The sequence below is a fragment of the Bradyrhizobium sp. BR 1433 genome, assembly GCF_051547665.1.
GTDB lineage: Bacteria > Pseudomonadota > Alphaproteobacteria > Rhizobiales > Xanthobacteraceae > Bradyrhizobium > Bradyrhizobium australafricanum.
The window spans coordinates 2,384,402-2,404,365 of the sequence record NZ_JBPUGG010000001.1 but is presented as its reverse complement, the minus strand read 5'-3'; the positions used below and the strand labels follow the sequence as shown (position 1 = coordinate 2,404,365).

19 protein-coding genes and 2 pseudogenes are annotated in these 19,964 nt (G+C 65.0%); 8 read left to right on the top strand and 13 right to left on the bottom strand.

The features are described from left to right. Positions 1 to 106 precede the first annotated feature (106 nt). Positions 107 to 664, top strand: a complete 558-nt coding sequence (locus ACSKB9_RS12120; RefSeq protein WP_438073384.1) for a DUF308 domain-containing protein — start codon at positions 107 to 109, stop codon at positions 662 to 664. Between the two features lie 211 nt (positions 665 to 875). Here ACSKB9_RS12120 and ACSKB9_RS12115 read toward each other — a convergent pair. Together ACSKB9_RS12115 and ACSKB9_RS12110 are read right to left on the bottom strand one after the other, a co-directional pair. Next, positions 876 to 1,610: pseudogene (locus ACSKB9_RS12115) on the bottom strand (alpha/beta fold hydrolase); the annotation flags it as partial. A gap of 452 nt (positions 1,611 to 2,062) precedes the next feature. Beyond that, positions 2,063 to 2,857 carry a L,D-transpeptidase gene (locus tag ACSKB9_RS12110; protein WP_438073382.1) on the bottom strand — a complete coding sequence of 265 codons (795 nt, stop codon included), beginning with the start codon at positions 2,855 to 2,857 and terminating at the stop codon, positions 2,063 to 2,065. A gap of 298 nt (positions 2,858 to 3,155) precedes the next feature. On the opposite strand from ACSKB9_RS12110, the gene ACSKB9_RS12105 reads away from it, so the two are divergent. Beyond that, positions 3,156 to 3,485, top strand: a complete 330-nt coding sequence (locus ACSKB9_RS12105; protein WP_438073380.1) for a hypothetical protein — start codon at positions 3,156 to 3,158, stop codon at positions 3,483 to 3,485. Positions 3,486 to 3,752: 267 nt separating this feature from the next. Here ACSKB9_RS12105 and ACSKB9_RS12100 read toward each other — a convergent pair whose 3' ends face one another. The 7 genes and pseudogenes from ACSKB9_RS12100 to ACSKB9_RS12070 form a co-directional block, all read right to left on the bottom strand. After that, a complete protein-coding gene (locus ACSKB9_RS12100; protein ID WP_028342160.1) occupies positions 3,753 to 4,514 on the bottom strand; it encodes an ABC transporter permease in 762 nt (253 codons plus the stop codon). After that, the gene (locus ACSKB9_RS12095) at positions 4,511 to 5,434 is read right to left on the bottom strand and encodes an ABC transporter ATP-binding protein (protein ID WP_438073378.1); all 924 of its coding nucleotides are present in this window, start codon (positions 5,432 to 5,434) and stop codon (positions 4,511 to 4,513) included. Before ACSKB9_RS12095 ends, ACSKB9_RS12100 begins: the two co-directional genes overlap by 4 nt. 119 nt (positions 5,435 to 5,553) lie before the next feature. Continuing rightward, positions 5,554 to 5,844: a type II toxin-antitoxin system HicB family antitoxin gene (locus ACSKB9_RS12090; protein WP_225643684.1), complete on the bottom strand. Its 291-nt coding sequence runs from the start codon at positions 5,842 to 5,844 to the stop codon at positions 5,554 to 5,556. A gap of 8 nt (positions 5,845 to 5,852) precedes the next feature. Continuing rightward, on the bottom strand, positions 5,853 to 6,047 hold the full coding sequence (locus tag ACSKB9_RS12085; RefSeq protein WP_438073377.1) for a type II toxin-antitoxin system HicA family toxin: 195 nt from the start codon (positions 6,045 to 6,047) through the stop codon (positions 5,853 to 5,855). 71 nt (positions 6,048 to 6,118) lie between these two features. Continuing rightward, positions 6,119 to 6,811, bottom strand: a complete 693-nt coding sequence (locus ACSKB9_RS12080) for an OmpA family protein (RefSeq protein WP_438073375.1) — start codon at positions 6,809 to 6,811, stop codon at positions 6,119 to 6,121. Next, positions 6,808 to 7,221 (bottom strand): hypothetical protein, encoded by a 414-nt coding sequence (locus tag ACSKB9_RS12075; protein WP_438073373.1) that lies wholly within the window; start codon positions 7,219 to 7,221, stop codon positions 6,808 to 6,810. Before ACSKB9_RS12075 ends, ACSKB9_RS12080 begins: the two co-directional genes overlap by 4 nt. Positions 7,222 to 7,297: 76 nt before the next feature. After that, a pseudogene (locus ACSKB9_RS12070) lies at positions 7,298 to 9,890 on the bottom strand (ATP-dependent helicase). 292 nt (positions 9,891 to 10,182) lie between these two features. On the opposite strand from ACSKB9_RS12070, the gene ACSKB9_RS12065 reads away from it, so the two are divergent. Beyond that, positions 10,183 to 10,356, top strand: coding sequence for a DUF1328 domain-containing protein (locus ACSKB9_RS12065; protein ID WP_016846258.1), 174 nt, complete (start codon positions 10,183 to 10,185; stop codon positions 10,354 to 10,356). Positions 10,357 to 10,398: 42 nt separating this feature from the next. Here the strand turns inward: ACSKB9_RS12065 and ACSKB9_RS12060 are convergent, their stop codons facing one another. Then, the gene (locus ACSKB9_RS12060; RefSeq protein WP_438080170.1) at positions 10,399 to 10,887 is read right to left on the bottom strand and encodes a thioesterase family protein; all 489 of its coding nucleotides are present in this window, start codon (positions 10,885 to 10,887) and stop codon (positions 10,399 to 10,401) included. A gap of 160 nt (positions 10,888 to 11,047) precedes the next feature. On the opposite strand from ACSKB9_RS12060, the gene ACSKB9_RS12055 reads away from it, so the two are divergent. From ACSKB9_RS12055 to ACSKB9_RS12040, 4 genes are all read left to right on the top strand, one after another. Next, positions 11,048 to 12,472: an FAD-binding oxidoreductase gene (locus tag ACSKB9_RS12055; RefSeq protein WP_028332515.1), complete on the top strand. Its 1,425-nt coding sequence runs from the start codon at positions 11,048 to 11,050 to the stop codon at positions 12,470 to 12,472. A gap of 135 nt (positions 12,473 to 12,607) precedes the next feature. After that, complete coding sequence (locus ACSKB9_RS12050; protein WP_438073371.1) at positions 12,608 to 13,918, top strand: Spy/CpxP family protein refolding chaperone; 1,311 nt, start codon at positions 12,608 to 12,610, stop codon at positions 13,916 to 13,918. Next, a complete protein-coding gene (locus ACSKB9_RS12045) occupies positions 13,851 to 13,991 on the top strand; it encodes a Spy/CpxP family protein refolding chaperone (protein WP_438073369.1) in 141 nt (46 codons plus the stop codon). Before ACSKB9_RS12050 ends, ACSKB9_RS12045 begins: the two co-directional genes overlap by 68 nt. A gap of 233 nt (positions 13,992 to 14,224) precedes the next feature. Continuing rightward, entirely contained in the window at positions 14,225 to 14,617 is a 393-nt protein-coding gene (locus tag ACSKB9_RS12040; protein WP_438073367.1) for a hypothetical protein, read from the top strand. A 297-nt stretch (positions 14,618 to 14,914) separates the two neighbouring features. Here ACSKB9_RS12040 and ACSKB9_RS12035 read toward each other — a convergent pair whose 3' ends face one another. The 3 genes from ACSKB9_RS12035 to ACSKB9_RS12025 all read right to left on the bottom strand — a co-directional run bounded on the left by ACSKB9_RS12035 (position 14,915) and on the right by ACSKB9_RS12025 (position 18,768). Then, the gene (locus ACSKB9_RS12035; RefSeq protein WP_438073365.1) at positions 14,915 to 16,603 is read right to left on the bottom strand and encodes a SulP family inorganic anion transporter; all 1,689 of its coding nucleotides are present in this window, start codon (positions 16,601 to 16,603) and stop codon (positions 14,915 to 14,917) included. A 91-nt stretch (positions 16,604 to 16,694) separates the two neighbouring features. Continuing rightward, positions 16,695 to 17,426, bottom strand: coding sequence for a cytochrome c biogenesis CcdA family protein (locus ACSKB9_RS12030; RefSeq protein WP_438073363.1), 732 nt, complete (start codon positions 17,424 to 17,426; stop codon positions 16,695 to 16,697). A gap of 601 nt (positions 17,427 to 18,027) precedes the next feature. Next, a complete protein-coding gene (locus tag ACSKB9_RS12025) occupies positions 18,028 to 18,768 on the bottom strand; it encodes a FadR/GntR family transcriptional regulator (RefSeq protein WP_063790046.1) in 741 nt (246 codons plus the stop codon). A 160-nt stretch (positions 18,769 to 18,928) separates the two neighbouring features. Here ACSKB9_RS12025 and ACSKB9_RS12020 point away from each other — a divergent pair, with 160 nt between their 5' ends. Continuing rightward, positions 18,929 to 19,960, top strand: a complete 1,032-nt coding sequence (locus ACSKB9_RS12020; protein WP_438073361.1) for a TRAP transporter substrate-binding protein — start codon at positions 18,929 to 18,931, stop codon at positions 19,958 to 19,960. Positions 19,961 to 19,964: the final 4 nt, after the last annotated feature.

Here is a 19,964-nt window from a genome sequence, read left to right as displayed (position 1 = left end):
ACAAAGATAAATCAAGGCCTTCCTCTCCACACAGGGCGTCCAAGCGCCAGATTGACTGGAATCCATCAACTACCTACTAGTAGGAAGACAACAAGGAGCCCTGTCAATGCAAAGCCACCTTTCGACCCAATCCACCTGGCTGCGATTCTATTATCTCGGGCGCGCCATCTTCTCGGTCGCCTGGGTCGCCGCCGCCGTTCTGTTCAGCGGCCAAGCCGGCCCTGCCGCGGTTCTGCTCGTGATCTACCCGGCGTGGGACGGCATCGCCAATCTGGCTGATGCCCGGGTCAATGGCGGCCTGAAGGCCAACCCATCCCAGGCCCTGAATGTCGCGGTCAGCGCGATCACGACGCTCGCCGTGATCGTGGCGCTCAGCCACAGCAGCTATGCCGTCCTGGCCGTGTTCGGGGTTTGGGCGATCCTCGCGGGCGTGCTGCAATTGTACACCGGCGTCAGGCGCTGGCGTCATTATGGCGCGCAATGGGCGATGATCCTGAGTGGCGCACAGTCGGCACTCGCCGGCGGCTACATGATCAGCCAGTCCATCGGCACCGTTGCGCCGACCATTCTCGACGTCGCTCCCTATGCGGGCTTCGGCGCGTTCTATTTCCTGCTTTCCGCAATCTGGCTCGTTGCCGCCGGCTATCGCCACGCGCGCGCATAGAGTCAAAGCAAAAAGCTAGAGCTCCGTTCCGATTCAATCGGAACGGAGAGCTGTTCGGCAGCACCGGAGAGCGCGAACTCGCCTTCAGCGCGACGCGACTATTTGTTCTCTGGCAGCGCCGCACTCGCGGAGGCGGGCGTCGAGGCGGCGAGCAGCGGCATCGTCGGCGTGCTCTCGCCGGCATCCTCGTCGAGGAATCGCTCCACGCCGGCCTGATCGACGACTTCGCGCTGTCCGGGCCGCGGTCGCTGAGATCGTTGTGCTGGAATTCGGTTCTGACCACCTTGATGCCGAGTCTCGCGCAGGTCTCGTCGTCGGGCACAACGCCCGGATCGGCCTTGAACACCGGATCCCTGGAGCGGAACGAGAGGATCTTGATCCTGCCGTCGGTGATGAAGGGGACGCGCAGATTGTCCAGCGTGACGACCTTCTTGACCAGGTCGGGATGCTGCTTGGCGAAGAACATCGAGATGTCGCCGCCGTTGGAATGGCCGATCAATGTCAGCTGGCGATAGTTTGCGTTCGGATAGACCTTCTTGAGCTCGTCGATCGCATACATGATGTTGAAGACGCCGCGATTGTACTGCATGCGGCGGCCTACATATTCCTCGCCGACCTTGGTAACCATCGGCGCGTCGGTGTCGAGATCATGCTGAATGCTGATCACGAGGTATCCGCGCGACGCGAACAAATTGGTGAGGAACGAGTACTCGGTGTTCTTGACGGTGTTGCCGTGGCTCAGGATCGCGACCGGCAGCTCGATCATCTCGGCCATCGCCTGCATTTGCCGGTCGCGGCGCACCGCGACCTCGACCGTGACGTTGCGGTCGTCGCGCAGAACGTCGTGGAACGTCAGCGTCGTGTGACGGATGGCCCATCTGTCCGTCGTGAAATAAGCGGCCATCGCCACGATGCACAGGCAAAGGACAACGATGCCCCGTTTCATGTCGACCTCTGATCTAACCTACGTGACCCGCGCTTCTCGCCCTGATTTCATCGGGCATGCCGCGTGAATCGGCCTCCAGGGGCCAGGCGGGCGCTTGTGCCGCCGAATATCGGGCTAGTTTTACAATCAGATGACGACGCGACGACGGGCCACGGCGCACGATGACGGGCGGCCTTTGCGACGGTCACAAGCGGGTGAGGGGGGCGTGAACTGACGGCGCGCTGCCTGCGGCGCCGTCAGCAGACGAGGAGTGCGCGGCAGATTTCTTTGACGCGTTTTCTTGACGCGAACCGGCGCCCACTTCGCTCGAAAACGCCCGAATCCGAAGTTCGCATCATTTGCCGCACCTTCGGAGCGAACTTCGGATTCGATAAGGACACTAGTGTGCTTTATGAATGCGAAGTTCGTGAAAGTGGCTGCCGCGAAATCGCACGAACTTCGCATTCAGCACACTAGTCCTGATAAGTGTTGCCGTAGAAGCCGCGCGGCTGATAGGCGGGGCGCGGCTGGTAGTAGCCCTGCGGCGCCGGTGCGTAGCCCTGATTGCCGTAGTACTGCTGCTGCTGGCCATAGGCCTGCGCATCGTAGACGCGGCGGCTTGACGGCGGTGCAGGATAGCGGCGATCGGTCGAGCTGCCGTCGGCCGGATAGATGTAGCCGTCATCGGTGCGGGCCTGCGCCGGATAGTCTCGCGGCTGCGGCGTCAGCACGACCGGATCGCCGGCGGCGGCGGTGCCGTACTGCTCGTCATATTGCTGCGGCGCGCGGCGGGCGACGGCGGTGCCGTTGCGCCCACGCGGATTGCGCGCCAGCGCGACCTGGGACGAGCCGGTCAGCGTCACGGTGGTGTTGAGCACGCCTTCCTTCTGGACCAGCGCGTAGAGCGTGGTTGCGTTGTCGCGCGACAGCCGCACGCAGCCATGCGAGGCCGGCGAGCCGAGGCGGCTAACCGAGTCGGTGCCGTGAATCGCGTGCCCGATCTTGGTGAAGAAGATCGAGTGCGGCATCGGCGCGTCGTCGAATTCCTTGGAGTAGTGATCCTCTTCCATGCGGAAGGCGCGGAAGCTGCCGTTCGGCGTTTCGCGCGACGGGATGCCGGTCGAGACCGGCCAGTGATAGCGCGCGACGCCGTCGACCGCGACGGTCATCTGCTGGTTGTCCTTGTCGATGGTGATATCGACCTTGGCCTGTGCGGCGCCGGCGGTGAAGAGCATCACGGACGTGAACGCAATGAGGAACGAACGCATTTTACCTTTGGCCTCCAAGCCTGCTCGCGAAGCCGCGGCTCTCCGTCCCCGGCAATCAATATGCACGGAATCCGAACTTGGTTCCAGTGGCGGGCCAAGGCTGTGATCAATCGCCATGGTTAATCCCGCGCGCGGCGCAAACAAGGCCGAAGCCGGGCCTGCCAGTCACGGCGGGCTGACTTTTTCGCGAGCAGGCCGCGACGACGGCCCAATCGGTCTCCGACACGCAACCATTTGGCCGCATGGGCGTTTCACAAATCCCCGGCGGCGCGTTCGCGCCGCGCATCAAGGAATCCAGATGAACGACACCAAGGTGAAGACCGCGGCCGTCGTCCCAGCCGGCCTCTCCGCGCGGCTCCTGCTTGCGGCCGCAGCCCTCGCTTTGACGCTGGTCGCAGTCCCCCATGCCGGCCGTGCCCAGGGCATCGTCCGCGGCGCCCATGAGGGCGCCTATGAGGGCAACCGGGTCGCCGGCCCGGTGGGCGGCGTGGTTGGCGGCGCCGTCGGCGCCGGCGTTGGTGGCGCCATGGGTGCGGTCAAGGGCGTGTTCGGCATCCCCGATCGCGGTTACCGCCGTGGCCACCGCTGCCGCGGCTATTACCGCCACGGCCATTTCCACTGCTATTGATCGTTGAAGAACCTGTAGCCCGGATGGAGCCAACGGGTCGCGCGAACGCGCGCCCGATGACAGGCTCCGCGAAATCCGGGTTCTGCAGGCTTGGCGATAAGGTCCCGGATTGCGCTTCGCTCCATCCTTGCTACGGGCGAGCGTCATTCCGGGGCATGCGAAGCATGAACCCGGAATCTTCGAAGTGACGGCGCGAGATTCCCGATGCGCAATTGCGCATCTGAGGTTCGCGCTAAGGCGCGCCCCGGAATGACTTGCTTTCGCAAGTCAGTTCTTCAGCCGGTAGCCGGTCCTGAATATCCACGCCACGATGGCCATGCAGGCCACGAGGAATCCCACGGTCATGCCGAGGCTCAGCGGCACGCTGACATCGGCGATCTCGTAGAAGCTCCAGCGGAAGCCGGAGATCAAATAGACCACGGGATTGAGCAGCGTAATGGTGCGCCAGCCCGACGGCAGCATGTTCACCGAATAGAAGCTGCCGCCGAGGAAGGTCAGCGGTGTCACCACCAGCATCGGGATCATCTGCAGCTTCTCGAAGCCATCGGCCCAGATGCCGATGATGAAGCCGAACAGGCTGAAGGTGACCGCCGTCAGCACCAGGAACGTCAGCATCCACACCGGATGCTGGATATGCAAGGGGACGAAAAGCCCGGCCGTCGCCAGGATGATCAGGCCGAGGATGATCGACTTGGTGGCGGCGGCGCCGACATAGCCGATGACGATCTCGAAATAGGAGATCGGCGCCGACAGGATCTCGTAGATCGTGCCGACGAATTTCGGGAAGTAGATGCCGAACGAGGCGTTGGAGATGCTCTGGGTCAGCACCGACAGCATCACGAGTCCCGGCACGATGAAGGTGCCGTAGCTGACGCCCTCGACCTCGGTGATGCGCGAGCCGATCGCGGCGCCGAACACCACGAAGTACAGCGAGGTCGACACCACGGGCGAGACGATGCTCTGCAGCAGCGTGCGCCAGGTGCGCGCCATTTCGAACAGATAGATCGCCCGGATTGCGCGGTAGTTCATGGCGCCCTCACGAGGCTGACGAAGATGTCTTCGAGGGAGCTTTGTTTGGTATCGAGATCCGAGATGCGGATGCCGGCATTGCGGAGATCGTTGAGCAGGCTGGTGATGCCGGTGCGATCGCCCTTGGTATCGTAGTCATAGGTCACGGTGCGGCCGTCGTCGGACAATTCGAGATTGTAGGCAGACAGAACATCGGGAATGGCCTCGAGCTTGTTCTGCAATTGCAGCGTCAGCTCCTTCTTGCCGAGCTTCTGCATCAAGGTCGCCTTGTCCTCGATCAGGATGATCTCGCCCTTGTTGATGACGCCGATGCGGTCGGCCATCTCCTCGGCTTCCTCGATGTAGTGCGTGGTGAGGATGATGGTGACGCCGGAAGCCTGCAGCGTGCGGACCACCTCCCACATGCCCTTGCGCAATTCGACGTCGACCCCGGCGGTGGGCTCGTCGAGGAACAGGATCTGCGGTTCGTGCGACAGCGCCTTGGCGATCATCACGCGGCGCTTCATGCCGCCGGACAGCGTGATGATCTTGTCGTCCTTCTTGTCCCACAGCGACAGGTCGCGCAGCACCTTCTCGATATGGGCGGGGCTCTTCGGCTTGCCGAACAGGCCGCGGCTGAAGCTGACGGTCGCCCACACCGACTCGAACGCGTCGGTGTGCAGTTCCTGCGGAACCAGCCCGATCATCGACCGCGCCGCGCGATAGTCGGCGATGATGTCGTGCCCGCCGATCGTGATGCGGCCCTCGCTCGGATTGGCGATGCCGCAGATGATGCTGATCAGCGTGGTCTTGCCGGCGCCGTTCGGCCCGAGCAGCGCGAAGATCTCGCCTTTGACGATATCGAGATTGATGCCCTTCAGCGCCTTGAAGCCGGAGCCATAGGTTTTCGAAAGATTGGATACGGAAATGATCGGCGACATGGAGGATCGAAAGTGTGAGGAAAGGGCGCGCGCGGATTGGGGCCCGGGCGGGCAAGATGCGGGTCAAGCGCAGATAGGGACGGACAATCCGTTCTGCAATCGCCCGCCAGAGCAGAAATTTATTCCGCGGCGTGCGCTCTGACGGGCAGTTCGACCAAGGCGACCATGTAGGTTTTCAGGTCGTCGGCGACTTCGGGGTCTGCCTTCAACTCGGTCAATGTCCGGGGACGGGGCAGTTCCTGTCCATCGTCCCTTAGGCCCTCGGCATAGAGCTCCAGCGCCTCAGGGGCATTGCGCAAAGCCTCGTCGATATCATCGCCCGCGGACGTGCAGCCGGGCAGGTCCGGAAACCAGACGCCTACGGCGTAGTCCGGTCCGGCGTCCTCAATGATGGCAACGTAGTGAGCCAAGGTGTGCCTCAATCGGGTTTCCAGCCCGCTCCCCCATAAATGGCACGCACCAAGCCTTTTCCCAAGTCCTTCTTGGGGTGCGGAACGACCAGCGTTTCGCCCGATCGGGGGTTCTTGAAGACGTGGTGAGAACCGGCAACGCGGACGAGGCTCCATCCCTCTCGCTCCAGGCGCCGAATGATATCGCGGCTGTTGGTCAACATGGCAATTCCGAGAACCAAGCAATCCGGACATGATGGTCCGAATCATACCGCGTTAAGTGAGCGGCATCAGGCTAGTGCTTCTTGGCTGACTTCGCCGGCTTCTTGGCGGCCGCCGTCGGGGCAGGGTGCGCGGGCGGCGCGCTGTCGGCGAGCTTCGCGACCAGCATGATCTGCACCTGGTTGTTGACCGCCCCGTTGGGCTTGGTCGGATCGAGCAACTGCTCTTCGCCGAGCCCGACCGATTGCAGGCGCTTCGCGGTGATCTTGAAGGTGTTGACCAGGATGTCGCGGATCGCGTCGGCGCGCCGCTGGCTCAGCAGCACATTGTTCTCGCGTCGTCCGGTCGATTCGATGTGGCCGACGATCAGGAAGGTGTAGGGCAGCAGCGAGGAGTGCGTCAGCGCATCGGCAATCCGCCCGACCGTCTGATACGAATCCGGCAGCACGATCGGCGTGTCGACGTCGAACGCGATGTCGACGTTGAACGTCGGCAGCTTGGTCAGGTCGGGAGCGATCGGCGGCCGCTTCGAGGGCGGCGGCTCGTTCTTCGATCGCGACTTCGATCGTTCGGCCGCCTGCTGGCGCAGCGCAGGGACATCGACCTCGGCGTCTGTCTCAAAATGATTGAGCTTGGCGATGACGTCGTCGCGTGTGATGGCGGTCTGCGCCGGCGCCGGCGCAATCGACATCGCCAGCAAAGCCAGCGTGCCCAGCAGGGCCAAAAGGCCAGGATCGCGCAAGCCTCGCCTCGACAGCCGCATCATTGATACCCCGCGTCATTGATCGCCTGGGTGCAGTTGCGGCTGAGGCCCTTGGCGCTGACGAGGCAGGGCACCGACTTGCTGGTCTCCTTGGTCGAGCCGCCGCAAACCTTGACGATCTCGCGAGTGCAGGCATTCGCAACGGTGACGCGCGCAGCGATCCGCTTCTGGATCGCATCGAGGGTGGAGAAGTAGCTCTCCTTGCACTGCGGCGATATCACGTCGCGGTTGCGCGACAGGCATTCCTTGAGGCGGTTGGAGTCGAGATTGACGCCGCGGCAGTTGGCGGTGATGTCGGCGCCGCAGGCCTTGGCCAGTTGCGCTGCAGAATCGCCAAAGCTCATCGTCTCCGCGACCGCCAGCGACGGCGCAGTGAGCGCGATGAAAAAAAGGAAAAACCTCCCCCGGACCATGGGGCCATCTCAACCCATGAAATCAACTGGGGTCAAGGGCTACGAACAGAGAAGGCCGCTAAAGAAGGTCGCTATGTCACACCCGTTGCACAAAGCTGTCGACCACCTTCTTCTCGCCGGCCTTCTCGAAGGCGATGGTCAGCTTGTTGCCGTCGATCTTCACCACATGGCCGTAGCCGAATTTCTGGTGAAATACCCGGTCGTCCAGCGAAAAATCCGACGTCGTGCCGGTGGACTTCGCCACCAGCTCGCCTTCGATCACGACGGGGCCGCGCTTGGTGCGATTGAAGCTTTCGGAGGAAAAGGAGGATTGCCGCTCCTCGAAGCCGCTGCCGCCGCGGCCCCCGCCGCCGCGGTTGCGGTTGGCCTGGGCACGCTGCCAGCCCGGGGTCGAATAGCTCGAGCCGAATGATTCGAGGTTGTCGAAGCGCGAGGCGCCATAGCCGCCGCTGCCGCCCCAGCCCGATCCGCCCTTGGATTCGGTGATTTCGACATTGTGCGCCGGCAGCTCGTCGAGGAAGCGCGAGGGGATCGTGGTCGACCAGGTGCCATGGATGCGGCGGTTGGTGGCGAAATAGATCTTGGCGCGGCGGCGCGCCCGGGTCAGCCCGACATGGGCGAGGCGGCGCTCCTCCTCGAGCCCGGCGCGGCCCTGTTCGTCCAGCGTGCGCTGGCTCGGAAACAGGCCTTCCTCCCAGCCCGGCAGGAACACGTTGTCGAATTCCAAGCCCTTGGCCGAATGCAGCGTCATCAGCGACACCGCCTCGTCGCCGGCCTCGCCGTCGCGGTCCATCACCAGCGAGATATGTTCGAGAAACCCTTGCAGGTTCTCGAATTCCTCCATCGAACGCACCAGCTCCTTGAGGTTCTCCAGCCGGCCCGCGGCATCAGCCGAGCGGTCCTTCTGCCACATCTCGGTGTAGCCGCTCTCGTCGAGCACGATCTCGGCGAGCTCGGTATGCGAGGCGACCTCGCGCTGGGCGCGCCAGCGGTCGAACTGCATGACGAGATCGCGCAAGGAGCCGCGCGCCTTCGGCTTCAGCTCGTCGGTCTCGACCACGGCGCGCGCCGCCTCGAACAGCGGAATGCGGCGCTTGCGGGCATGGTCGTGCAGCAGCTGCACGGTGGCGTCGCCGAGCCCCCGTTTGGGCACGTTGACGATGCGCTCGAAGGCGAGATCGTCGGCCGGCGAGTTGATGGTGCGCAAATAGGCCAGCGCATCGCGGATTTCGGCGCGCTCATAGAATCGGGGGCCGCCGATCACGCGGTAGGGCAGGCCGAGCGTGACGAAGCGGTCTTCGAACTCGCGCATCTGGAACGAGGCGCGCACCAGGATGGCGACGTCGTTGAGGTTCTCGCCCGCGCGCTGCAGTTCCTCGAGCTCCTCGCCGATCGCGCGCGCTTCCTCTTCCGAATCCCAGGAGCCGGTGACGGTGACTTTCTCGCCGTCGACATCCTCGGTGCGCAGCGTCTTGCCGAGCCGGCCTTCATTATGCGCGATCAGATGCGAGGCCGCGGCCAGGATGTGGCCGGTGGAGCGGTAATTGCGCTCGAGGCGGATGACCTTGGCGCCGGGGAAATCGTGCTCGAAGCGCAGGATGTTGTCGACCTCGGCGCCGCGCCAGCCATAGATCGACTGGTCGTCGTCGCCGACGCAGCAGATGTTCTTGAGAACGGTCTGCTCCCTCTCCCCGTCCTTCACGGGGAGAGGGTCGGGGTGAGGGGCTCTATCCTCGAGCTCAGTCCGCGGAGAGTCCCCCTCACCCGGCGCGCCTTGCGCGCCGACCTCTCCCCGCAAGCGGGGCGAGGTAAGCTCGCCCGGGATCACCGCCGAGAGCGGCTGGCCCGGCCGCGACGGCGCCTGCGACAGCAGGCGCAGCCAAAGATACTGCGCGACGTTGGTGTCCTGATATTCGTCGACCAGGATGAACCTGAAGCGGTTCTGGTACTGCCGCAGCACGTCGGGATTTTCGCGGAATAGCCTGATATTCTCGAGCAGCAGGTCGCCGAAATCGGCCGCGTTGAGGATCTTCAACCGCTCCTGATACGTCGCGTAGATCTTGCCGCCCTTGCCGTTGCCGAACGAGGCGGCCTCGCCCGCCGGCACCTGCGACGGCGACAGGCCGCGGTTCTTCCAGCCGTCGATCAGGCCGGCCAGCATCCGCGCTGGCCAGCGCTTGTCGTCGATGTTCTCGGCCTGCAGCAATTGCTTCAGCAGCCGCACCTGGTCGTCGACGTCGAGCACCGTGAAGTTGGATTTGAGCTGCACCAGCTTCGGCATGGATGCGCAGGATGCGGCCGCCGATCGAGTGGAAGGTGCCGAGCCACGGCATGCCCTCGACCGCCTGGCCGAGCATCTGGCCGAGCCGCAGCTTCATCTCGCGCGCCGCCTTGTTGGTGAAGGTCACCGACAGGATCTCATGCGGCCGCGCGCGGCCCTGGCTCAGGATATGCGCGATGCGCGTGGTCAGGACGCGTGTCTTGCCTGTGCCGGCGCCGGCAAGCACCAGCACCGGACCGTCGAGCGTCTCGACCGCCTCGCGCTGCTCCGGATTGAGGCCGTTCAGATATTGCGGACCGGCCGCCGCCCGCGCACGCGCGGCGATGCCGCCAGCCGCCGGCTGGTGCTCGGGAACGCCGTGATGGGGCAATTTGCTCGGCTCGGTCATTGGCGAATCGTCTCGGCCCCACGATGGCACCGCAGGATGGTGAAGGGAGCCTTCTTAACAGGGATTGAAGGCCATATAGGGCCTGATCGGCCGTTTCGACAGGTTTTATCGCGGCTGGCGGGAACGCTTTTGGCAGCAGCCCGCAGTCAATCGCGGTTCCGGAAATCGGCGAAAATTTCGCGGTTTCATGCTCAGGAACCAGCATTTCCCCGCCGGATTGTTTCAACAGGTGCGGCGTCGGGCAGAGGTTCGCGCCGAGCAACAACAGGGAAAACGAAGCGGAGTTTTGATCATGCTGAGCTGGGTCGTCACGTTCCTGGTCATCGCCCTGATCGCGGGCATTTTGGGCTTTGGCGGCATCGCCGGCGCCTCCGTCGAAATCGCCAAGGCGATCTTCTTCATCGCCGTCATCCTGTTTCTGGTGTCGGCGGTGGTCGGATTGGTACGCGGCCGCACAAGGGTCTAGCGAGGCCGCGAACCGGCGGCCGCTTCGCTTGAAAACGGCAAGTTATTTCGCCGAGGGCATCGCCACGTTGCGGCCGATGCCCTCGGGACGCGATACGCCCACATAGCTGTCCACGATCGCTTGCGCGCGGGCGCGGATATCGGGCGGAAACGGCGCTACCTTGCGCGCCTCCATGTCGATGTGCAGCGTGAGATTTTCCGAGGTCGCGGAGAGCCAGCCTTCGGTGGCATGGCGCAGCTCCTCGAACGTGTGCAGCCGCTTCTCGTCGGAGCCAAGCAGGTAGACCTGGACCTGCACGGGATCGCCGAGATGAATCTCGCGGAGATAGCGGACGTGGCACTCGGCGGTGAAGGTCGAGCAGTGCCGCGCCTTCATGTAGTCCGGCCCGATGCCGAGCTGCAGCCACATCTCGTCGATGGCGCGGTCGAACATCACGTTGTAGTAGGCCATGTTGAGATGGCCGTTGTAGTCGATCCATTGCGGCTCGATCTGCATCACCGAGGATCTGAACGGAGCCGATGGAAGCGGCATCTCGCTGGTGGCAGTCGCTGAAGTCATGATCCGTCCCCGGTTCGTTGGCGTTCGAGCATGAGCTTTTCTGTGACTCCGGCGTCCACTTTTTCAAGTCAGGCTCTCTTGACCCCTTATACAAGCTTTGCCACGGTCGGCTAAAGGTGGGAGGAAATTTGACGTGGCGACAACGATTTCGGGCAATGTGACGCGACCTGATCCGCAGGCCCTGAAGCGCGCGATCGACGCGCTGGCGGCGCGGTTCGGCAACCGGCTCGTCACGTCGCAGGCGGTGCGCGAGCAGCACGCCCATACCACCACATGGCTGCCGACCCAGCCGCCGGACGCCGTCGTGATGGCGCAGGAAACCGCCGACATCCAGGACGTGGTGCGGATTTGCGCCGCCAATCGCGTGCCGGTCATCGCCTTCGGCACTGGAACCTCGCTCGAAGGGCAGGTCAACGCGCCAGCGGGCGGCATCTGCATCGATCTGCGCGACATGAACAAGGTGCTCGAGGTCCATGCCGAGGACCTCGACTGCGTGATCCAGCCCGGCGTGACGCGGAAGGCGCTCAACGAGCATCTGCGCGACCAGGGCCTGTTCTTTCCGATCGATCCCGGCGCCGATGCCTCGCTCGGCGGCATGACCTCGACCCGCGCCTCCGGCACCAACGCGGTGCGCTACGGCACCATGCGCGAGAACGTGCTGGCGCTGAAGGTGGTGCGCGGCGACGGCGAGATCATCACGACCGGCACGCGCGCCAAGAAGTCGTCGGCCGGTTACGACCTGACGCATCTGTTCGTCGGCGCCGAAGGCACGCTCGGCATCATCTCCGAACTCACCATCCGCCTGCGCGGCATTCCCGACACGATCGCGGCGGCGGCCTGTTCGTTCGACACGGTGCGTGGCGCCTGCCAGGCCACGATCCTCGCGATCCAGACCGGCATTCCGGTCGCCCGGATCGAGCTGCTCAATGCCGCGCAGGTGAAAGCCTGCAACAGCTACTCAAAGCTGTCGCTGCCGGAGACGCCGCTGCTGCTGCTGGAATTCCACGGCAGCGAGGTCGAGGTTGCCGAGCAGTCGAAGAATTTCCGCGACATCGCCGCCGAATGCGGCGGCGGCGACTTCACCTGGACCACAAAGCCGGAAGACCGCACCAAGCTGTGGCAGGCCCGGCACGACGCCTACTGGTCGGTGAAGGCGCTGCGCCCCGGCGACAGCATCGGCGTGGTCGCGACCGACGTCTGCGTGCCGATCTCGCGGCTCGCCGACTGCGTCACCGAGACCGAGGAAGATCTGCAGCGGCTCAACCTGCTGTCGCCGATCGTCGGCCATGTCGGCGACGGCAATTTCCACTGCTCGCTGCTCTGCGACGTCAACGACAAGGGCGAGATGGCGCGCGGCGAGGAGTTCATGCACCGCCTGGTCGAGCGTGCCCAGGCCATGGGCGGCACCTGCACCGGCGAGCACGGCATCGGCCAGGGCAAGCAGAAATACTTGCAGGCCGAGCTCGGTCCGGAGGCGCTCGACGCGATGCGGGCGCTGAAGCAGGCACTCGACCCGCAAAACATCTTCAATCCCGGAAAGATCGTCCCGGCCGCCTGAGGCGTCGTCACGCCGCGCAGCGTTCGCGAGCCCGCGCGCGGCGCGTGTTATACGCGGAACTTTTCCGCCCGCCCGGCGTCTCTCTGTGCTGCGCTGTGTTGCCGCGACGTGTGTGGTGCGCGGAGGGAGGACGCCATGATCGGACGGGCAATCGGAATTGCGGTCGTGGTGCTTGCGATGGCGCTATCGGGTGACGCGATCGCCCGAGGCGGCGGCGGACACGGCGGCGGCCATGGCGGTGGGCATGGTGGCGGCCATGGAGGACATGGCGGTGGCCATGGCCACGGTGGTGGCCATGGACGCGGCGGGCATGGCTTCGGCCACATGCATTTCGGCGGCGGCCATCATGGCGGGTTCGGCCGCTCGCACGGGATCTCGCGATCAGGCTTCGCCGGCCATGGCGCCTTCGCATCGCGCGGGGGCGGCAATTTCGGCCGGATGCGCAATGCCGCGATCGCACCAGGTCATATGCGCAATGCGTTCAACTCGCTGTCGCGCAACGGCGCATTGCGCAACGGCCGGCTGTTGAGCAACCCGGCGGCGCGTGCGCAGATCGCCGCGGCCGCGGCGCTCGCCGGCTGGCACGGCGGGGCTGTCGCCAACGGCTGGTGGCAGCATCCCGGCGGCGGCTATGGCTGGGTCGGCCCGCTGTTCTGGCCGTTCGCGTACAACGACATCTACGACTACGCGATCTGGGGCGACGACATCGGATTCTGGGGCTACGGCTATCCGGACATCTATGCCGGCATCTTCGGGCCCTATGGGTATGACGATCTCCGGGCCTATCTGCCGGAGCGCCGCACGGGCCGCCGTTACCGCGGCGGCGGGCGCATCGAGCAGATGTGCGGCAATGATAGCCGTTCGGTCGCCGGCCTGCCGGTAGATCAGATCGCGGATACGGTGCAGCCGACCGAAGCGCAATCGGTGGCGCTCGGCGAACTCGGCAACGCGTCGCTCGCGGCTGCCCAGGTCATTCGCGCGGCATGTCCCGCGCAGGTGGTGTTGACGGCGCCGAATCGCCTCGCCGCCATGCAGCAGCGGATCGAAGCGATGGTCACCGCGGTCGGAATCGTGAAGCCTCCGCTGGAGAAATTCTACGGCCTGCTCGATGACGAGCAGAAAGCGCGGCTCAACGCGCTTGCCGAGAACCAGCGCAAGGAAGCCGCGGCCCGTGATCCGAGCGCGACGGTCGCCCAGAGCTGCGGCGCCGCACAGCCTGCGATGCAGGAATGGCCGACCGGCGAGATCGAGGCGCGGCTGCAGCTCAGCGACGCCCAACGCGGTGCGCTTCAGGCGCTGCAGGATGCCAGCGCCGACGCCGCGCGGAAGCTGAAGGCCGCGTGCCAGACCAACGAGGCGATGACCCCGCCCGCACGTCTTGCCTTCGTCGCCAGGCGGCTCGACGTCATGCTGCAGATCGGTCAAGGATGTCCGCGCCGCGCTTGAAAATTTCTACGCCACGCTCAGCGATGAGCAAAAGGCGCAGTTCGAGGCGATCGGGCCGAAACGATCGGCTTAGAGCCTTGGTTCGCGTGAAAACGCGGCGAGCGAAACCTCGTAGCCTCGGCCCTGACGCAATCAGAACCGAAACGGGCTCTATTCCATGAGTTCGACATCAATTCGCGCGCGGATCGGCCGCGGGTGTGGCCGCCGGGCCATAGTGTGCACCTCTTGCTCGGCACCGAGTTCGACTCTGCGGTTCACAGGTTGCGCCAAGGCCAGCTATGTTTGCCGTGCTTTCAAGGTGCGGCGATGTGGTGGTTCAGCAAGGACGAGCACAAGGATATCTGGGACGATCCCGTCGCGCACCCGCTCGGCGACATCGAAGCTGCGCAGCGGATCCGTGCGATCTGCCGCGATGCCGCCGGCTGTGCCGAGGCGGTCGGCTCGCCCGACAAGCGTTCAGCGAAGAAGCAGCAGGTCGAGCGTGATCGCTACGAGCGTGCCGCCAAGGTCGCGATGGAGACCGCGATGAAGATCTCCGACGAGCTGGTGCGGGATTCCGCGGTGCGCGAGATCGTCGGTCTCTGCATGAAGGCCAACAACATCAAGACCGGGCGGGCGCTGCTGCGCGCCATCCACGCGGGCTCGATCAAGGCGGAGGTCCTGAGGGAGCATCCGACGCTCGAGGGTGAGCAGGCCTGAGGTCGTCCGGTAGCCCGGATGCAGCGTAAGCGAAATCCGGGACGATTCATCGACGCGCGAGAATCCCGGATTGCGCTTCGCTTCATCCGGGCTACTCAGCAATTTGTAGCTCCGTCATTGCGAGGAGCGATAGCGACGAAGCAATCCATGCTTCCGCATATGCCACACGATGGATTGCTTCGCTTTGCTCGCAATGACGGAGGATAGTGCGTAGCCCGCATGAGCGAAGCGATATGCGGGAACGGTTTCCCGGGTATCGCTTCGCTCACCCGGGCTACGGACTGATCTCACCAATCTCTACGCTTGTCCGCCGAGCGTGCGGACCGCTTCGTCGACGCTGCGGAAGACATGGTCCCGCGGCAACACCTCGTAGAGATCGAAGCGCCCGAAGGCGTCCTGTGCGCGCTCGGATTCGAGTCGCGCCACCGCCACCGTCACGCCGTCATCGCGGCATTCGCGAAACAGGTCGCGCAGCGCCTGCGCCGCCGTGAAATCGATCTCGATCATGCCGCTGGCCTCGATCACCAGCAGCCGCGGCTTGGGCGTCGTCCCGCCGATGGCCTTGAGCACGCCGCTGTGGAAGCCTTCCGCGTTGAGGAACGACAATGGCGCCTGCAGGCCTACGACGGCAATGCCGGGCTTGCGCTCGCCTGTGACGTTTGGGCCCGTCGGCCACCAGATCGTGGTGCCGGGCACGTGGACGAATTCGACCAGCTGGCCGCGCGTCGTGGTCCAGATGCCGTGCAGCAGCGACAAGGCGATGCCGACAGCGACGCCTTGCTCGATCGGCAGCACGATGATCGCGGCTGCGGTCGCCACCACCAGCAGGAATTCATAGAACGACTGGCGGAAGATCGCGACGATCTGCTTCACGCGGATGATGCGCAGCGCCACGAACAGCAGCACACCGCCGAGAGCCGCGTCGGGCACGTGCCGCAGCAGCGTCGCGCCGAAGGCGAGCAGCGCAAGCACGATAGCCGCGGCAAACAGCCCCGAGAGCTGCGTGCGTCCGCCGGTCTCCGAGACGATACCGGTCCGCGGCGGGCTGGCATTGACCGGAAAGGCGCCGAACAGCCCGGACAGCAGGCTGCCGGCACCGGCGCCGAGGAAGTCGCGATCGACATCGGCCGGCTTGTCCGGATCGGACAGGAACGAGCGCGTCGTCGCTGCGGTCTGCACCATGACGACAACCGCGATCAGGAACGCCAGCGACAACAGTTTGATCCATCGCTCCGGCGCGATGTCCGGAAACGATGGCGTCGGCAGCGTCCCGGGCACGGTGCCGACCACCTTGACGCCCTTGCTTTCGAGATGGCCGGCGATCACGGCGACGGTGGCCACGACAAGGCCGATCAGCGCGCCCGGAATGCGGGCGCTGATCTTCTCCGATCCGGCGACCAGCGCCAGCACGCCGAGGCCGATCGCCAGCGTGTAGAAATTGGTTTGACCGATCTCCTCGGTGAGCACCCCGAGCTTGTAGAGCGTCGGCCCGTCCGGCGTGGTCAGGCCGAGCACGCCGGGTAATTGCGAGACCAGGATGTGGACCGAGATGCCGGCGAGGAAGCCGACCGTCACCGGCGTCGACAGTAAATTGGCGATCCAGCCGAGCTTGAACAGGCTGCCGGCGATCATGATCGCGCCGACCATCAGCGCCAGCGCCATCGCCAGTGCCTGATAGTCGGGCGAGCCGGCGGTCGCCATCAGCGCGAGGCCGCCGGCGAAGATCGGCGTGATCGTGGAGTCGGCGCCGCAGGACAGGAAGCGGTTGGCACCGAACATCGCAAAGCCGAGCGAGCCGGCCATGAAGGCGAAGAAGCCGATCTGCGGCGAGAAGCCGCCAAGCCGCGCGGTCGCCATCTGCTCCGGGATCGCAATCGCGGCGAGCGTCAGCCCGGCGATCAGGTCTCCCGGAAGGTCGCTTGGCCGGAATGCCCTGAGCGAACGGAAGATCGGCCAGCTGGCGCGCGTCTGACGATCCTGGCCCATCGGTGCCCCGTGAGGATTGCGGCGATTCCCCGATAGTCCGACATCGCGCGGCCAAAAGCCAGCGGACGGCAGCCTGCGTCGGCGTGAAGGCCTAGCCGATATTTTGCAGCGCCGGGAAGGTTTCCAGCAGCCAGACGCTGACGCTCGAGACTGTGCCGGTCAGGAAGCCGATGCCGGTGACCACCATCAGCACGCCCATCACCCGCTCGACGGTGTCGAGATGGCGCTTCATCCGGGCGAACAGCGAGGAGAATTGCTTGACCATGAAGGCCGCGAGCAGGAACGGGATGCCGAGCCCGGCGGAATAGACCGCGAGCAGGCCGGCGCCTTTTGTCACCGTGGCCTCCGCGGCCGCGATCGAGAGGATCGCCGCGAGGATCGGCCCGATGCATGGCGTCCAGCCGAAGGCGAAGGCCAGGCCCATGACGTAGGCGCCCCACAGCCCGACCGGCTTCGGCGCGGTCAGCCGCCCCTCGCGCATCAGCAGGCCAATCCGGGTCACGCCGAGGAAGTGCAGGCCCATGATGATGATGACGATGCCCGCCAGGATCGAGAGCTCGGCCGACCAGGCGCGCACCAGCCCGCCGACGAAGGACGCGCTGGCGCCGAGCGCGACGAACACGGTGGAGAAGCCGAGCACGAACATCAGCGCCGCCGTCATCACCGCGCGCTTGGAGGCCGCAGTGGCGCCGTCCTGGTTGACCTGCTCGATGGTCGCGCCGGTCAAATAGATCAGATAGGGCGGCACCAGCGGCAGCACGCAGGGCGAGAGGAAGCTGACCAGGCCGGCGATCAGGGCCGCCGGGATCGAGACGTCGTGCATCAATGAAACCTTCGCAGAATAGCGCTCCTGTCTTGGCGTCTACGCGGCCAACAATCCAGAAGTTTCGTCGTCGCAGCCTTCAACTATGGTCACAGGCCCGTGTGCGGGTCGACTCTCGTGGCAGGCGCGGAATGACGGTGAGGCGAGCACGCCGCGCGGCTCCCGCTCTCGCAAGGGGAGGGAACCCTTCCGGCGGTGCCTCGCTCACGCGTCAATCACTGATGCCCATTTTTGACCTGCAAGCGGCACCACACATTCGCTGTCGTCCCGGCCTGGTGCGCAATTGCGCGCGGGGGGTCGGACCCATAACCACCGCTGAACTTGGTTGCGCGACGCTGGAATGACGAGTCCCACCGACAACATCCGCTGCGGCGTATGGGTCCCGGCTTTCGCCGGGACGACGATCGGGATGTAGGTCGCGCCGCATATTCGATGTCGTCCTGGCGAAAGCCAGGACCCATTACCCCAAATGTCAGGTCTTGCGCGACGCTGGGGCCATGATCCCGGTCACAACCACTTGCGGTGGTTATGGGTCCCCCGGGGCTTTAGCCAGGACGACCATGTGGAAGCAGTGTGCGCATCACGACCGCAGTCACCAACATCATCGGCGCTTGGCTGGACGTGGCGTGTCGAATTCCCGGCCGCGAATGCGCACCAGGTCGTCGGCGGAATTCGTCAGCAGCACGACCGTGGCTGTGCGCGCCGTCTCCGCATCTCCGGCGGCGATCGCGTCCAGCACCGCGCGGTGCTCGCGCAGCGCCCGCGGACGGTGCGAGCCCGGCGCTGCGATCGTAAAACTCTGGCGCAGCGTGATCTCGAACATCTGCGCGATCGGCCAGAAGAATTCGTTGCGGGTGGCGAAATAGATCGCCTGGTGGAACGCGATGTCGGCGGCGACGAACTCTTCGTTGCTCTCTGCAGCGTCCATGCCGTCGCATCCGGCGCGGATGCGGGCGATGTCGACCTCCTCGGCATGGGTCGCCGCGAGCGCTGCCGCGGCCGGCTCGACCGCGGCGCGCAGCTGGAACAGCTTGGCGAGGTAACGGTCGATCTCCGCGGTCTCGAGATGCCAGCGCAGCACGTCGGGATCGAGCTGATTCCACTGCTCGGGCGGCCGAACCCGCGTGCCGCTCTTGGGCCGCGACTCGATCAGGCCCTTGCCGGTCAAGGTGCGGATCGCCTCGCGCACCACGGTGCGGCTGACGTCCATCATCTCGCAGATCCGGATTTCCGGCGGCAGCGTTTCGCCGACGCCGATCTCGCCGCGCACGATGCTGCTGCCGACGCGGTCGGTGACCTGGCTGTGCACGCTTCGACGCAACGCGTTGGATGTCTGGAACATCGAGGGCCTCGCTGCGGTTGCAGCCTGCGCCGCCGCCGAGCCGCGCCCTTGCACAACCGTATCCGCTTTGTCATACATTATGACAAATCGGCTGCCAAGCTCACGCCGTCAGGCGGGTGGCCAACACAATAAAGATCCGTCCCCGGGGAGGAGCACCATCATGACGTCGAACCGCGTGAGCCGCCGCATTGTGCTGCAGTCGTCGGTCGCAGCGACCGCGTCGCTTGCCGCCGCGCCCGCCATCATCGGCCGCGCCGAGGCTGCGGTGATGAAAATGCGATGCTCGTCGTCGCTTCCAAACGATCCCAAATACGCCAATGGCCGCGTCTACTACGACAATCTGGTCAAGAGTCTGAAGGCGAACGGACTCGGCGAGCAGATCGAGGTCACCTTCTTCCCCGATAACCAGCTCGGCCAGGAGATCGACGTCATCAACTCGGTAAAGCTCGGGGTGATCGACCTGATGGTGTCGGGCTCGTCGATCTCGGCGAATCTCGTGCCGCTGGTCGGCACCTTCGACCTCGGTTACCTCTTCACCAGCTTTCAGCAGCAGACCAAGGCGTTCGACGCCGGCGCGGCGAAGCCGATCGAGGCTGCGCTGCTCAAGGGCGCCAGCATTCATATCATCGGCTGGGCCTATAATTTCGGCGCGCGCAGCGTGCTGGCGAAGAAGCCGGTGAAGACGCCGGAGGATCTCGCCGGCCTGAAAATCCGCACCTTGCCCAATCCGATCATCACCGAGTGCCTGCGGCTGATGGGCGCCGCCGCAACGCCGCTGGCGTTCGGCGAGATCTATACGGCGCTGCAGGCCGGCGTGCTCGACGGGCTCGAGCACGACCCGCCGACCATCCTGGCGAGCAAGTTCTACGAGACCGCGAAGCACTATGCGCTGACCCAGCACATCTTCTCGCCGCTCGCGGTCTATTTCAGCGACACCAGCTTCAACCGCATGGCTCCCAAGCTGCGCGAAGGCTTCCTCGATGCGGCGAACAAGGCCGCGATCGACACCCGCGCGCACGGCCTTGCGGTGGAGAAGGAGGCGCTGGCGGCGCTGGTGGAGAAGGGCGTCACCGTCGTCGAATGCGACAAGGAGGCGTTCCGCAAGCGCGTGCTGCCGCAGACCGACAATTTCATCAAGGCGCGGCCCGAGGCCAAGGCTGTCGTCGACCTGATCCGCGCCACCCAGGCCTGAGGTC

Bases quoted from the DNA above. Each gene is read 5' to 3' on its own strand.
- ACSKB9_RS12120 (WP_438073384.1), top strand. From the start codon at position 107: ATGCAAAGCCACCTTTCGACCCAATCCACCTGGCTGCGATTCTATTAT.
- ACSKB9_RS12110 (WP_438073382.1), bottom strand. From the start codon at position 2,857: ATGCGTTCGTTCCTCATTGCGTTCACGTCCGTGATGCTCTTCACCGCC.
- ACSKB9_RS12105 (WP_438073380.1), top strand. From the start codon at position 3,156: ATGAACGACACCAAGGTGAAGACCGCGGCCGTCGTCCCAGCCGGCCTC.
- ACSKB9_RS12100 (WP_028342160.1), bottom strand. From the start codon at position 4,514: ATGAACTACCGCGCAATCCGGGCGATCTATCTGTTCGAAATGGCGCGC.
- ACSKB9_RS12095 (WP_438073378.1), bottom strand. From the start codon at position 5,434: ATGTCGCCGATCATTTCCGTATCCAATCTTTCGAAAACCTATGGCTCC.
- ACSKB9_RS12085 (WP_438073377.1), bottom strand. From the start codon at position 6,047: ATGTTGACCAACAGCCGCGATATCATTCGGCGCCTGGAGCGAGAGGGA.
- ACSKB9_RS12080 (WP_438073375.1), bottom strand. From the start codon at position 6,811: ATGATGCGGCTGTCGAGGCGAGGCTTGCGCGATCCTGGCCTTTTGGCC.
- ACSKB9_RS12075 (WP_438073373.1), bottom strand. From the start codon at position 7,221: ATGGTCCGGGGGAGGTTTTTCCTTTTTTTCATCGCGCTCACTGCGCCG.
- ACSKB9_RS12065 (WP_016846258.1), top strand. From the start codon at position 10,183: ATGCTGAGCTGGGTCGTCACGTTCCTGGTCATCGCCCTGATCGCGGGC.
- ACSKB9_RS12060 (WP_438080170.1), bottom strand. From the start codon at position 10,887: ATGCCGCTTCCATCGGCTCCGTTCAGATCCTCGGTGATGCAGATCGAG.
- ACSKB9_RS12050 (WP_438073371.1), top strand. From the start codon at position 12,608: ATGATCGGACGGGCAATCGGAATTGCGGTCGTGGTGCTTGCGATGGCG.
- ACSKB9_RS12040 (WP_438073367.1), top strand. From the start codon at position 14,225: ATGTGGTGGTTCAGCAAGGACGAGCACAAGGATATCTGGGACGATCCC.
- ACSKB9_RS12035 (WP_438073365.1), bottom strand. From the start codon at position 16,603: ATGGGCCAGGATCGTCAGACGCGCGCCAGCTGGCCGATCTTCCGTTCG.
- ACSKB9_RS12030 (WP_438073363.1), bottom strand. From the start codon at position 17,426: ATGCACGACGTCTCGATCCCGGCGGCCCTGATCGCCGGCCTGGTCAGC.
- ACSKB9_RS12025 (WP_063790046.1), bottom strand. From the start codon at position 18,768: ATGTTCCAGACATCCAACGCGTTGCGTCGAAGCGTGCACAGCCAGGTC.
- ACSKB9_RS12020 (WP_438073361.1), top strand. From the start codon at position 18,929: ATGACGTCGAACCGCGTGAGCCGCCGCATTGTGCTGCAGTCGTCGGTC.